The organism is Flavobacterium sp. UBA7663 (assembly GCF_002483315.1).
GTDB lineage: Bacteria > Bacteroidota > Bacteroidia > Flavobacteriales > Flavobacteriaceae > Flavobacterium.
Genome location: NZ_DLHR01000019.1, coordinates 1 through 13,321, shown reverse-complemented (window position 1 = coordinate 13,321; position 13,321 = coordinate 1). Strand labels below are relative to the sequence as shown.

Annotated in this window: 11 protein-coding genes; 2 read left to right on the top strand and 9 right to left on the bottom strand. The window is 32.8% G+C overall.

Features of this window, described 5'->3' with window-relative positions; all coding sequences use genetic code 11:
* Positions 1 to 11 precede the first annotated feature (11 nt).
* From B2741_RS07360 to serS, 9 genes are all read right to left on the bottom strand, one after another.
* Positions 12 to 1,388, bottom strand: a complete 1,377-nt coding sequence (locus B2741_RS07360) for a PQQ-dependent sugar dehydrogenase (RefSeq protein ID WP_291137009.1) — start codon at positions 1,386 to 1,388, stop codon at positions 12 to 14.
* Positions 1,389 to 1,521: 133 nt separating this feature from the next.
* On the bottom strand, positions 1,522 to 3,126 hold the full coding sequence (locus tag B2741_RS07355) for a DUF4139 domain-containing protein (RefSeq protein ID WP_291137006.1): 1,605 nt from the start codon (positions 3,124 to 3,126) through the stop codon (positions 1,522 to 1,524).
* Between the two features lie 12 nt (positions 3,127 to 3,138).
* Positions 3,139 to 3,669, bottom strand: coding sequence for a hypothetical protein (locus B2741_RS07350; RefSeq protein ID WP_291137003.1), 531 nt, complete (start codon positions 3,667 to 3,669; stop codon positions 3,139 to 3,141).
* Between the two features lie 67 nt (positions 3,670 to 3,736).
* Entirely contained in the window at positions 3,737 to 5,089 is a 1,353-nt protein-coding gene (gene mgtE, locus B2741_RS07345) for a magnesium transporter (RefSeq protein ID WP_291137000.1), read from the bottom strand.
* Positions 5,079 to 5,858, bottom strand: a complete 780-nt coding sequence (rsmA, locus tag B2741_RS07340; protein WP_291136997.1) for a 16S rRNA (adenine(1518)-N(6)/adenine(1519)-N(6))-dimethyltransferase RsmA — start codon at positions 5,856 to 5,858, stop codon at positions 5,079 to 5,081. The genes mgtE and rsmA overlap by 11 nt, the downstream gene beginning before the upstream one ends.
* Positions 5,858 to 6,169, bottom strand: a complete 312-nt coding sequence (locus tag B2741_RS07335; protein ID WP_291136994.1) for a hypothetical protein — start codon at positions 6,167 to 6,169, stop codon at positions 5,858 to 5,860. The genes rsmA and B2741_RS07335 overlap by 1 nt, the downstream gene beginning before the upstream one ends.
* Positions 6,170 to 6,177: 8 nt before the next feature.
* Positions 6,178 to 6,504 (bottom strand): DUF4286 family protein, encoded by a 327-nt coding sequence (locus tag B2741_RS07330; RefSeq protein WP_291136991.1) that lies wholly within the window; start codon positions 6,502 to 6,504, stop codon positions 6,178 to 6,180.
* Between the two features lie 27 nt (positions 6,505 to 6,531).
* Complete coding sequence (locus B2741_RS07325; RefSeq protein ID WP_291136989.1) at positions 6,532 to 8,313, bottom strand: tetratricopeptide repeat protein; 1,782 nt, start codon at positions 8,311 to 8,313, stop codon at positions 6,532 to 6,534.
* A gap of 74 nt (positions 8,314 to 8,387) precedes the next feature.
* Entirely contained in the window at positions 8,388 to 9,659 is a 1,272-nt protein-coding gene (gene serS / locus B2741_RS07320) for a serine--tRNA ligase (protein WP_291136986.1), read from the bottom strand.
* A 243-nt stretch (positions 9,660 to 9,902) separates the two neighbouring features.
* Between serS and B2741_RS07315 the strand changes: the two genes are divergently transcribed.
* Both B2741_RS07315 and rseP read left to right on the top strand, forming a co-directional pair.
* The gene (locus B2741_RS07315; protein ID WP_291136983.1) at positions 9,903 to 11,831 is read left to right on the top strand and encodes a M1 family aminopeptidase; all 1,929 of its coding nucleotides are present in this window, start codon (positions 9,903 to 9,905) and stop codon (positions 11,829 to 11,831) included.
* A gap of 70 nt (positions 11,832 to 11,901) precedes the next feature.
* Positions 11,902 to 13,227 (top strand): RIP metalloprotease RseP, encoded by a 1,326-nt coding sequence (gene rseP / locus B2741_RS07310; protein ID WP_291136979.1) that lies wholly within the window; start codon positions 11,902 to 11,904, stop codon positions 13,225 to 13,227.
* Positions 13,228 to 13,321 lie beyond the last annotated feature (94 nt).

The window sequence follows — 13,321 nt, the reverse complement described above, 5'->3', positions numbered from 1 at the left end:
ATAAATTCTGATTATTCAATAATTAATTTTGTTGTATAATTAGTTCCATTAGTAGTTTCTACAGAAACTAAGTAAATTCCTTTTGATAAAGATGTTGTCGCAATTGTGTTTTCAAGATTTGTGCTTGCTTCTTTAGTAAAAAGTAATTTTCCAGTTAAGTCAAATACATCAATTTTTGTTGCCAAATTGGATGGATGACTTTTTATGGTAAATGATTCTTTGGCAGGATTTGGGAATAACGAAAAACCATTAGTTTCGAAATCAGAACTACTTAAAGACGAATCTATTATTTTATAAATTGTTCCCGATGAAATTCCTGCAATATATAATTCGCCATTCACATCTTCACCAAAAGTTACAAAGTTATTTCCCGAAAATGAAGTTGTAGTTGTTATGACTCCAGCACTGTTAACCATTCTAATTTTGTCATCGCAATAATCAGTAAAGAAATATTTGTTTTGAAAATTGGGATAAGTTGAACCCGTATAAAAATAACCGCCTGTTACTGAACAAGCTCCTCCAGAACGTGCATACTGAGCAAACGGAAAGGTCATTGTTCCTGCAGGCGCACAACCTGAAGTATTGTAAGTTGAATTTCCTTCATAACATCTCCAACCAAAATTAATTCCAGTGTTTGGTAATGGGTTTGCAATTTTATTAATTTCTTCAATAGCACCTTGACCTACATCGGCAATCCATAAATCGCCATTTAATCTGTTGAATGAAAATTTCCATGGGTTTCTTAATCCTATTGCCCAAATTTCATCGTTACCAGCTACACCAACATATGGATTTGTTGGAGGAATTGTGTAATAAGGGGCAACATTTGAATTGACATCAATGCGTAACATTTTCCCTAAATTTTCAGTGATATTTTGGGCTCTATTTTCGGGGTCACCTGAACTTCCGCCATCTCCCATTCCAATGTATAAATAGTCATCAGATCCAAATTTTATGCTTCCGCCATTATGATTGGAATAAGGTTGTGTAATTGTCATTAAAATTGTGCTAGTTGTATTGGCAATATCAGGGTTTACTGAATCTACAGTATATCTTGCAATAACTGTATTTCCTGAAAGATTAGTGTAGTTTACAAAGAAATAACCATTTGTGCCATAGTTGGGATGAAAGGCTAAGCCTAATAATCCGCGTTCTCCATTAGTGGTTATGATGGAAGATAAATTCATAAATGGAGTTGTATTTATTGTTCCATTAGCATTTAATATTCTAATTAATCCGCCTTTTTGTACTACAAATAAGCGTGAATCTCCAGCGTTTGTAATTTCAACTGGGCTATCAAAACCAGTTGCAAATGACTGTAAAGTGATGGTTTGTGACTGTCCAAAAAATGATATCATCATTAAACTCAAAAGTAGGATTGTTTTCATAATTAGTAGTTTTGATTTCCTAAATTTAAGAAATATTTTTAAAACTAATTCATTTTCAGTGATTTACATTTGAAAATAAAAAAGCGCAAAGAATTTTTACACTCTTTACGCTTTTATTCACTAGGGTTAGTTATTATAAATTATCTATAAACTTATCCTTTGGATATTTGACTTTATAACTGATTCTGTATTTTTTTGTTTCTCCAGCGCTAAGTTTTACATCCCAAGTTAGAATTCCAGTTTCTACGTTTACTTTTGCTTTTCCGTTGTCTAACAATTCTATGGTAATTTCTTTATCAGTACTAATTGGATATTGATCTTTCAACAATAATTCAATTGCTTCTTTTTTGTTGTTTTTTACTGTTATGTCATAAGTAAATGTTTGCTCTTTATAACCTGATAAGAATTTTGTTCCCGATTTATCTGCGATTTTTTCCCGTTTGATGGCGATTTTTTTATCTCTTCCCATGCTCAAATTCAATGTATCTGAAGTTTGATTTGGGTTAATCATCGTTTTGCCTACATACATTCCTTCGAAGATGATATTCGCTTCTCCAGGCAACAAATTGAATTTAGAATATTCGCTAATTTCAGCTAATAAGAAAGCTTCTTTTTCCACTTTTGGAACGGCATAATATTTATAAGTTGCTGGTAATTTTAAATCTTTCAAGGCTACACTATGCGCTTTTCCATTGGATAAAATGTCATATGGAATATCAATATCAAAAGAAACATTTAATTGGTTTTCATTGATTGTAGTGTAGTTAGAGATTGATGATTGCGGTGCGGCATCTTTTTTAACGCCATAACCTGTAACTACTACCTCATTCATTTTAGCATCATCATTTACATAGCCATATGTTCTTGGATAACCGTATCGTAAAAACCAAGCTTGTAAAATAGGAGCCGTGTTGTTTTGATTTGGATTACCGCTTGAAAGTGTTAGTTTTACTTTTTTCCAATCTATTCCTGTGTTTTGCACCACTTTTGCTTTGTACATTAAGTTGATAGGAGAATTGATATTGTCGGCACGTAAATCGTAAAATGGCGACCAAGATGCGTTTGCTGTGATGTAATTAATGTCAAGATTCACTGAACTTGCAACATCGGTCATGACTTGTAAAACCAATTTTCCTTGCGAAGATTTTTCTTGTTTTTGAGTGTTGAGTTCTAGTTTTGAATTCAATTTTGAAAGTTTGTCTTTTAACTTGTTTTCTTTCTCGATTAACGTATCTACCAAATTACTCAACTCGTTTCGTTTAGCTCTGTAATAATCTACTAGTTTGATTAATTCGGTTACATTCAAACCCGAGTTTTGCCCAGCAACGTTTTGATTCTTATCCAACAAATCAATGGTTTTTGAATAGGAAACTTTTTCGTTGGCAATCTTTCCCATTTCTTTTTCGATAAGCATAATACTATCGCGAACTCTTTTAATCAACGGATTACTTTCGTCAATTTCATATTCCGAAATAAAATTTCGTGTAAACTGAACTGATAAAACCGTTACATTAGCCGGAGCGCCAATTTGAATGGTGTTTTCATTGACAAAATCGGCAACGTTTTTAATAACAATTTCGCTAGTTCCAGAAGGAATTGTAGCCGAAGCTGTGTGGTTTAATTCAGCAGAATTACTATAAATAGTGGCGCTTTTAATTTTAGCCGAAGTAAAAATTGGTTTTTGAGCAAATGTGATTGCTGACACCAGAACGATTAATAGTGAAAATATTCTTTTCATTTGATATAGTTTTTAGTTAATTCTTTTTAAATAATAATTTGTTTTTCTAAACCAACTCGATTGATTTCCGTTAGGATAACTGTGAATGTATTGTAAAGTAATGTGATTGTTTTTTAGAAATATAATTGTGAATTTTCCATTTAAAGGAGCCCCTCTATTCATGTAAGATAATTCAGACGGGAGTTCATTAAATACAATTTCTTTTTGACCGATTGATTGAAAAAAGTCTTTTATATCTTTACCAGTAACGACATTGTTTCGTTTTCCGATGTACAAATTATTTATTTTATGAGGATTATTTGGCATTGATTCTTGCCATCCTGTTTGGTGCAAATATAAAAGCTCCCATTTTGAGTCAGATGACAAAGAATCAATATCTGCAGGAATCGAAATTTCTTCAATATTTTTTATGTGCTTGGAAATAGAATCATTTTTAGTAGCTAGATTTAGTTTTCTTTCAAATAAGAAGCGCTCTTTAGCTTCTTCTTGTGAAAATGACGCTATTGAGGTTAACAAAAGGAATGTCAAAATTATTTTTTTCATCTCTATAAACTTTAGTGTTTATTGTATAGAGTGAAATAAAAGTAAAAAGGTTGGAAAGCGATTGAAATTAAATTCCTAAAATAATCTTAGCAATAGTAAAATAAGTCAAAATTCCTAGGATATCATTGCTAGTAGTAATAAAAGGGCCAGTGGCTAATGCTGGGTCAATTCCGTATTTATTTAATATGATTGGAATAAAAGTTCCAATTAAGGATGCCATAATAATTACTGAAAGTAAAGCAATTGAAACCGTATAACCAACATGGATTTCGTAGCCTAATAAGAAATAACTACCAGCCAATAAGATAATAGAAAGAATTATTCCGTTTAGTAAACTTAACGAAAGTTCTTTTAATAATCGTTCTACAACAGGGCCAATAATGGTGTTGTTTGCCAAACCTTGTACAATAATCGCAGAAGATTGAACTCCTACATTTCCAGCCATTGCGGCAATTAGCGGTGTGAAGAAAAATAATTCGGGATGAAATTTCATAACAGGTTCAAAAATTCCTAAAACGTGTACCGATATAAATCCACCAAATAATGCTAAAACCAACCAAGGCAAACGTGCTTTTGTCAGTTCTAAAATGCTATCATCTGCTTCAACGTCTTGCGAAATACCAGCAGCTAACTGGTAATCTTTGTCGGCCTCTTCTTTGATGACATCAATAATATCATCAATGGTAATACGACCAACTAAACGACCTAATTCATCTACAACTGGAATGGCTTCCAAGTCATATTTTTGCATGATTCGCGCTACTTCTACATCTTTAGTATCTACTTTTACGTAATCTACTTTTTTGATATAAACATCGCTAATAGGCGTTTTTGTTGAGGTTGTCAATAAATCTTTTAATGATAAACGACCTTTTAAGCGTTCTTCATCATCCACTACATATATTGAATGTACTCGTGAAACATTTTCAGCTTGCGCACGCATTTCTTTTACGCAAGTTAAAACGTTCCAGTTTTCGTTTACTTTTACTAATTCTTTTCCCATCAAACCACCAGCAGAATCTTCATCATAGCGTAATAAATCTACAATGTCTTTGGCGTGTTCAACGTCTTCTAATTCCGAAATTACCTGTTCTTTTTTGTGTTGCGGTAATTCGGCAATAATGTCGGCAGCATCATCGGTGCTTAACTCATCAAGCTCTTCTGCAATTTCTTTTGGTGAAAGATTACGTAAGATTTTTTCACGAACTTCTTCATCTAATTCCAGAAGAATTTCAGCTGTTTTTTCAGAATCTAAGGTGTTAAAAATATAGCCAGCGCCATAATCATCGAGTTCTTCCATGATTTCGGCAATATCAGCAAAGTGAATATCTTCAAGAAGCAAAAGTAATTCTTGCGACTTGTTTTCACTTATAAGTTGTTCTATTTCAGATAGAAACTCTCTGCTGATTTTAAACTCCATCGGCTGTTATTTTTTGGGTAATTTCTATAAATTGTTCCACCGTTAGTTGTTCTGGACGGAGGTCAAAGATAGTGTCTAATTTTAAATTATCAGAAAAATTGAACGTTTTTAAACTATTTCGCAATGTTTTTCTTCTCTGTTGAAAGGCAGTTTTTACTACTCTAAAGAACATTTTTTCATCACATGGTAATGAATAATCTGCTTTTCTTCTTAATCGTAATACACCTGAATCTACTTTTGGTGGTGGATTAAAAACATTAGGCGGAACCGTAAACAGGTATTCCGCGTCATAAAATGCTTGTGTTAAAACCGATAAAATTCCGTAGACTTTACTTCCTTTTTTCTCGCAAATACGTTGAGCAACTTCTTTCTGAAACATGCCAGCAAATTCTGGAATTTGGTCGCGCATTTCTAAGGTTTTGAAAACAATTTGAGTTGAAATATTGTACGGGAAATTTCCAATGATTGCAAAAGGTTCGTTATTAAAAACCTCGTTTAAATTGTATTTTAAAAAATCTTTCGAGATGATATGATTTTCTAATTTTGGAAAGTGAACACCCAAATATTCCACTGATTCTTTGTCGATTTCAATTACAAAGGTTTCGGTTGGTTTGTCTAATAAATATTTGGTTAAAACACCCATTCCTGGACCAATTTCCAAAATTTTAGAATAGCCTTCTAACGAAAGTGTATCAGCAATACCTTTTGCGATACTTTCGTCTTTTAGGAAATGTTGTCCTAAGTGTTTTTTTGCGCTTACTTTTTCCATTATTCTTTGTTTAGCTTATCAGCTACTTGTTTTATATCGTGTCGAGACCAAATTAGAAGATTTCTTTTCCCAATTTTGTATAATTTCTCTGAATCAACATTGTTTATTAAAGCCCATTTTATCCATTTTTTCACTGCAAAATCCCAGTAAATCCATCCAATGACAGTTCCTCCAATTAAGGAAAAATTGAAGCTTTGATTGAAAAATTCATGAATAATATAAAATGCAATACAAATTAAAATTGTAATTGGAAGGTTTACCCAAAGATGTCCCTTTATTATAATTTCAAGTGTTGATAATTTTTTTTTCATTCAATAAATTAGTTGGTTTCTCCGTAGAATTCACCCATTACTTCCAACTCAGTTCTAAAAGCTAACATTTTATCTGCAAAAAGATGAAGCCCTTCTTGACGTAATCTCGGTGCGTGATTTTGGTAATAATCTTCTAACTTTGCTCTTGAATCAGTGAAATATTGTACGGCATAAGTTACACCTCCCATTTCTTCTTCCACCACAACTCGAACCATTTTAGCATTAGTAAATAAACCTGTTGCTAAAACATCGTTAATATGTTTGTTTTGCATCCATTTTAACCAATCGTGGTGAATGCTTTCGTCTACGTTTACTGTTACGTTATATATAATCATTATTCTTGTTTAATCGTTTCTTTTTTTCTAAATAGTCGTATCGCCTCTTAAAGTTCGATATTGTTTTCTACTTTCGGTATAATACAAACTGTCTGGATGTTCTAAAACCATTTTTTCGTATAGCGGTTTTGCTTTTTCGTTATCCAATAGATATTGGCGGTAAATCTCTGCTGAAAAAAACAAGGCTTCGTCTTTATAAATTCCGTCTTTGTGATTGTCTAAAATGTTTTGGTAATAACTTAATGCTTTTAGATACTCTTTTTTCTCTTCGTAAATTTTGCCGACTTTAAATAATGTGCTTTCTTCGATACTTTCGCCTTTGTGTTTTTGTAAAATGGTCAAGAACGATTGCAGAGCTTCTTCATTTTTGTTTTGATACAGTTGTAAATCGGCTTTAGCATATGCTTGAAGTGCTACTCGTAAACTATCTTCGGCGGAATTATCTTGGATAAGTAGAAACATTTCGATAGCATCATTTGCAATTAACAAACTTGGTGATTGTTTCAAGACTTTTACTTGTTGCAAGGTCCAATCGAAATCTTTTTTGTAGAAGTTGGCTTTGGCTAATTTAAGGCTGGCTTCGTGAGCTAAAACATCATTTTTCAAATTGTCTTCTACTTGTGCATAATATAAAATGGCTTGATTGAATTTTTCATCATACACCATAATATCAGCCAATTCCATTTTTACTTTTGATTGATCTCGCAAGTTTAATGGTAATTTTAATGTGTTTTGTAAAAGTTCAATTCCTAATTTTGATTGGTTCAGATAAAACGTTTTGAAATGAGCCGAAAGAATTTGCAAGTCTAATGAATATGGACTAATACCGTATTTTTTCAATAATTCCTGAAGTTTCAAATCGATAGCAGGATACTCTTTTGAAGTAGCCGATTCCATTTCCATCGAAAGTAAAAAATGATGCGCTTTCATTTGTAAATCCAAATCCTGAGTGTTTTCCAAAACAAATTCTAAAATAACTTTCGCATCATCAAATTGTTTTTCTTCCATTGCCATACTTCCCAAAGTGACAATGTTGTAAAAGCTTTCAGGATTTCGTTTATAAACCGCTTTCTCTTGAATAAAGGCTTTTCCGTATTCTTTTTGTTGAACGAAAAACCAACTCAAGAATTGGTTCCAATACACATCTTGCGATTTTTGCGTTCTAAGCAATAAGTTTTTTCGAATAGTAGCCGCGAATGAACTATCAGAATCATCCATTAAAAAACGTGTCAATTGGTTTTGAACCATTGGAGTTCCTTCTGGAGTATTGAATCCGTAATCCAATAATTTATTCAGCATCACTTCTAAATTACCTAATTGCCCTTGAACCATGGCGGTTTGATAATCGAAATTTAGATTAGGATTTTTCTTTTGTGCGGTTTCATAAGCTTTTAAAGCCCAAGTCAATAATACTTTTTTCTCAAAGGAATTAGCAACTTGATATGCGTAATTTGGCTCTTTTTCAACTTCTTGAATGGCTAATTCGTAATTCTTATCCGCTTTTTCGGTGTTTTTTTGAAGTTGGTAATTGTAACCCAATTCAATATACAACAAAGGCTGATTGTATTTGTCTTTTCTTTTCGTGATTGCGTTTTCCGCTTTATCGTATTGTTGCAACTGTTGATAGCAATCAATTACTCTCTGAAAGAAGAAATAATTCGAAGGTTGTTTGGTTGAAATTTCCTCAAATAAAGTCAGTGCTTTTTGAAATTCGCCTTTTTCAAAATAGTCCATAGCCAATTGCTCGTTCTGTGCCGAAACCCAAAACGATGACAAAAAAAGTATGAAAAAAGCAATTTTTTGCAACATAAATAAAACAAATAATGTACTAAAGTAACACTTTTTAGCGTCAAATTAGTACATTATTTTATAAAGATTAACGTTTAGTTGATAATATCGAATCCAGTATATTTTCTTAAAACTTCAGGAACTACGATGCCTTCAGGCGTTTGGTAGTTTTCTAAAATTCCAGCTAATACTCTTGGTAACGCCAACGAACTTCCGTTCAACGTGTGTGCCAATTGGTTTTTACCTTCTTTGTCTTTGAAACGTAATTTTAAACGATTCGCTTGGAACGTTTCAAAATTAGAAACCGAACTAATCTCTAACCAACGCTCTTGTGCAGTTGAATACACTTCAAAATCATAGGTTAAAGCAGAAGCAAAACTCATATCGCCACCACATAATCTTAGAATTCTGTATGGTAATTTTAATTCTTGTAAAATTTCTTTCACGTGTTCTACCATTCCGTCTAATGCTTGGTATGAATTATCTGGATGCTCAATGCGAACGATTTCTACTTTGTCAAATTGGTGTAAACGATTTAATCCACGAACGTGAGCACCATACGAACCTGCTTCACGACGGAAACAAGGCGTATATCCTGTACAAAGAACTGGTAAATCATTTTCGTTTAATAAAACATCTCTAAAGATATTGGTCACTGGAACTTCAGCTGTTGGAATTAAATACAAATCATCAACACCTACGTGGTACATTTGACCTTCTTTATCCGGTAATTGTCCTGTTCCAAAGCCAGAAGCTTCGTTTACTAAATGAGGCACTTGGTATTCTAAGTAACCTGCATCGGTATTTTTATCTAAGAAATACGTGATTAAAGCACGTTGTAATTTAGCACATTTTCCTTTGTAAACTGGAAAACCTGCTCCAGTGATTTTAACACCTAATTCGAAATCAATTAAATCGTATTTTTTTGCTAATTCCCAGTGAGGCAAAGCGCCTTCGTGTAATTTTGGAATGTCGCCTTCTTGAAAAACGTTTAGGTTTTCTTCAGGAGTTTTTCCTTCCGGAACAATGTCAGCTGGTAAATTAGGTAATTTGTATAATTCTTCTTGTAATTTTGAGGCAAACGTATTCAATACTTCGGTAAGTTCTTTGTCTTTTTCACGAAGTTGAACTGATTTTTCTTTTAAGATTTCGGCTTTCGCTTTTTCGCCACTTTTCATTAAATCACCAATATCTTTGGATAGCTTATTCGACTCGGATTTGATAGTATCTAATTCTGCTTGAGTTGCTCTTCTTTTTTCGTCTAATGCAATTACTTCTTCAACTGCATTTTTAGCATCTAAGTTTTTCTTAGCTAATCGTTTTACTACTTCGTCTTTGTTTTCTCTAATGTACGCTATCTGTAACATAATATATAGGATTTTAAGGTTGCAAATTTAAGAAATTGGATTCATATAATGCATAAAAAACGATTTCACTTAAGTGTTTTTGCGAATTGATTAAATTCTTACAAAAAGCTTTATTAAAATAAAGATATTATTGTATATTCGCTTAATTTTTATGTAAATTGATAATTTTAAGCTTAATTCTGTTATGTTTTAATAAAATTAAATTACTTAAAAGTTCCCCAAAAATCTTTTAACCTACACAAAATGAAAAAAATTACCTTAGGTCTCTTAATCTTATTTGGTTTTATCAGTTTTGCCCAAACGGATAATAACGAATTTGAAAGAATGGTAGAAGCCGAAATGAAATCAGCTTCGTCTTTGCAAAATCTCAGAGTAAATCCTAACACTCAAAATTATGATGTAACGTATCATGAGCTAAGATTTACGGTTAATCCAAACAACAGTACACCTTACATCAACGGAGTGGTAAAGACTACTTTTACTGCTTTATCTGATATGAATGTTGTAACTTTTGACATGGCCACAGCTTTAGCAGTAAGTTCGGTAACTATGAACAGTACAAGTCTTACTTTTAGTCAAAGTAATTACGAATTAAACATCAATTTACCATCAACATTAACAACTGGAAATAGCGCAACAGTAGAAATTACTTATGCAGGTTCACCGCCTCAAGCAGAAGGCGGTTTCACAAGAAGTACACATAGTGGAACTCCAGTAATTTATACACTTTCGGAGCCTTTTGGTGCAAGAGATTGGTGGCCGTGTAAACAAGATTTGAACGATAAGATAGCTAGTTTTGATATTTATATCACTTGTCCAGATACCTACATTGGGGTTTCAAACGGTTTGTTGCAGAGTTCTGTAACTTCAGGAGGAAATACAACGCGTCATTTTAGACATAATTATCCAATCCCAGCTTATTTAATTTCGTTAAATGTTACAAATTACACAACTTATAATATTCAAGCAGGTTTAGGAACAGTTGAGAGTCCATTTTTCCCAATAAATAATTACTTATATCCTGAAAGTAATACAGCTACAAACCGAACGGCTATTGATGTTACTGTTCCAATAATGAATGTTTTTGAAGAAAAATTCGGACCTTATCCTTACAGAAATGAACAATACGGTCATGTACAATTTGGATGGGGCGGCGGAATGGAGCATACTACGATGTCTTCCATGAACAGTTGGGGTAGAAGTTTAATAGCGCATGAGTTGGGTCATCAATGGTTTGGAAATAAAGTTACTTGTGGTTCTTGGAAAGATATTTGGTTGAATGAAGGTTTAACAGAATACACAGCAGGAATTATGGTAGAAGAATTGGATGGTGATGCGTCTTTTGTTTCTTGGAAAAACGGAAAAATCTCAAATATTACATCACAAGTAGGAGGAGCGCTATACTTAACAGATGCTGAAGCTTTAAATGTGAATAGAATTTTTAGCAGTAGATTGTCATATAATAAAGGTTCTATGGTAACTCATATGTTGCGATGGGTTATGGGTGATGCTAATTTTTTCTTGGCGCTTCGTAATTATTTAAATGACACAAATTTAGCGTATGCCTATGCGCAAACAAATGATTTAAAAGGACATCTAGAGGCGGTTCATGGTAGTAATTTGGATGAATTTTTTAATGATTGGGTGTATATGCAAGGATATCCATCGTATGCATTAACAGTTCAAACATTGGGTTCAGGACAAGCAAGGATAACTGTTAATCAGACACAATCTCATCCAAGTGTTACTTTCTTTGAAATGCCTTTAGAGATTAGATTAATAGGAGCTGGTGGTCTAACACATGATGTGGTAGTGAATAATACTTCAAACGGACAACAATTTGTGGTACCAGTTCCGTTTTTAGTAACAGGTGTTATTTTTGACCCAAACAAACACATTATTTCAAGCAGTAATTCAACAACATTATCAAACAATAGTTTTGAACTAGAAGAAGCGATTTCAGTTTACCCAAATCCTGCAAATGACGAATTGCATATCATGATGCCAACTACTACTCAATTAGAAAAAGTTGAAATTTATAATACTTTAGGGCAACTATTAGCAACATATCAAACTGCTGATTTTAGAATTGACAACTTAAGTTCGGGAATGCATGTGATGAAAATTACTACTTCGGAAGGTGCAATTCATAAAAATTTTATAAAAAAATAGCTCCAAAATAAAATATTGATGAAAAGTAAGGTGAAAACCTTACTTTTGTCGTTTAAATAAAAGCGTAAAAATGATTCAAGTAGCACAAATATTATTCATATTATCAGTTTTAGTAATCCTTCACGAATTTGGTCACTACATTACAGCCAAGATGTTTAAGGTACGAGTAGAGAAATTTTACTTGTTTATGGATGCTGGTTTTTCATTAGTAAAAAAGAAAATCGGTGAAACAGAATGGGGAATTGGATGGTTGCCATTAGGAGGTTATGTAAAACTTTCAGGAATGATAGATGAAAGTATGGATGCCGAACAAATGAATGCGCCTGCAGAACCTTGGGAATTCCGTTCTAAACCAGCTTGGCAACGTTTGATTATTATGTTAGGTGGGATTATTGTGAATGTAATTTTGGCTTGGTTGATTTTTACAATTATGTATGCAACTGTAGGGCAAAAATTTATTTCAACAGCAAAAATTCAAGAAAACGGGTTAGCTTTTGGCGAAGTAGGTCAGAAAGCAGGTTTTAGAAATGGAGATAAAATTCTTTCAGTAGATGGTAAACATCAACCAAGTTTTAACCGAATGACATTAGATGTTTTGCTTGGTGATAAAGTTCAGGTAGAACGAAATGGTTCTATAGTTGATGTGATTTTAACCGATGAAATGAAAGGTGAAATTATCAGTAAAGAAGGAAAAGAATTTGTTGGGCCTCGTTTTTCAAATACCGTAGTAGATTCGGTTGTCCCAAAATCGGCAGCTGATTTAGCAGGTTTAAAAAAAGGAGATAAAATCAAAGCTTTAAACGGAAGTGCTTTTACCTATTATGATGAGTTTAAAGAAAGGATTTCAAAATATAAAAATGATAGTATTTCTTTATCAGTTTTGAGAGGAACTCAAATGGTGGAGTTGAAAGCTAAAGTTGATAAAGAAGGAAAACTAGGTTTCATCAATAAAGCTTTAGATAAATTAGATTACGAAGTAAATAATAAATTGTCTTTCGGTCAAGCGGTTCCTGCAGCGGTAAAAGAATCTTGGTCACTATTAGTTTATAATGTAAAACAGTTCAAATTAATATTACGTCCAAAAACAGAAGCCTATAAACACGTTCAAAGTCCAATAGGAATTGCGCGTCGTTTACCTGATACTTGGAATTGGGAATTCATTTGGAATTTTACAGCCTTATTCTCAATCGGATTGGCATTTATGAACTTATTACCAATACCAGGATTAGATGGCGGACACGCATTATTTACAATAGTTGAAATGATTACCGGAAGAAAATTATCTGACAAAGCTGCAGGTTATGTACAAACGGCTGGAATGATTATCTTATTGACACTAATGGCTTTAACTTTCGGAAAAGATATATACCAATTAGTAGTAGACAAACTTTTATAATTTTTTCAATAAAATAATTTGCGATAACAAAAAATCAGTTTATATTTGCACTCGCTTAAAAGATATATAACTTCCTCCTTAGCTCAGTTGGTTA

Excerpts from the sequence above, each read along its gene's own strand:
- B2741_RS07360 (WP_291137009.1), bottom strand. The coding sequence starts at position 1,388 with ATGAAAACAATCCTACTTTTGAGTTTAATGATGATATCATTTTTTGGA.
- B2741_RS07355 (WP_291137006.1), bottom strand. The coding sequence starts at position 3,126 with ATGAAAAGAATATTTTCACTATTAATCGTTCTGGTGTCAGCAATCACA.
- B2741_RS07350 (WP_291137003.1), bottom strand. The coding sequence starts at position 3,669 with ATGAAAAAAATAATTTTGACATTCCTTTTGTTAACCTCAATAGCGTCA.
- mgtE (WP_291137000.1), bottom strand. The coding sequence starts at position 5,089 with ATGGAGTTTAAAATCAGCAGAGAGTTTCTATCTGAAATAGAACAACTT.
- rsmA (WP_291136997.1), bottom strand. The coding sequence starts at position 5,858 with ATGGAAAAAGTAAGCGCAAAAAAACACTTAGGACAACATTTCCTAAAA.
- B2741_RS07335 (WP_291136994.1), bottom strand. The coding sequence starts at position 6,169 with ATGAAAAAAAAATTATCAACACTTGAAATTATAATAAAGGGACATCTT.
- B2741_RS07330 (WP_291136991.1), bottom strand. The coding sequence starts at position 6,504 with ATGATTATATATAACGTAACAGTAAACGTAGACGAAAGCATTCACCAC.
- B2741_RS07325 (WP_291136989.1), bottom strand. The coding sequence starts at position 8,313 with ATGTTGCAAAAAATTGCTTTTTTCATACTTTTTTTGTCATCGTTTTGG.
- serS (WP_291136986.1), bottom strand. The coding sequence starts at position 9,659 with ATGTTACAGATAGCGTACATTAGAGAAAACAAAGACGAAGTAGTAAAA.
- B2741_RS07315 (WP_291136983.1), top strand. The coding sequence starts at position 9,903 with ATGAAAAAAATTACCTTAGGTCTCTTAATCTTATTTGGTTTTATCAGT.
- rseP (WP_291136979.1), top strand. The coding sequence starts at position 11,902 with ATGATTCAAGTAGCACAAATATTATTCATATTATCAGTTTTAGTAATC.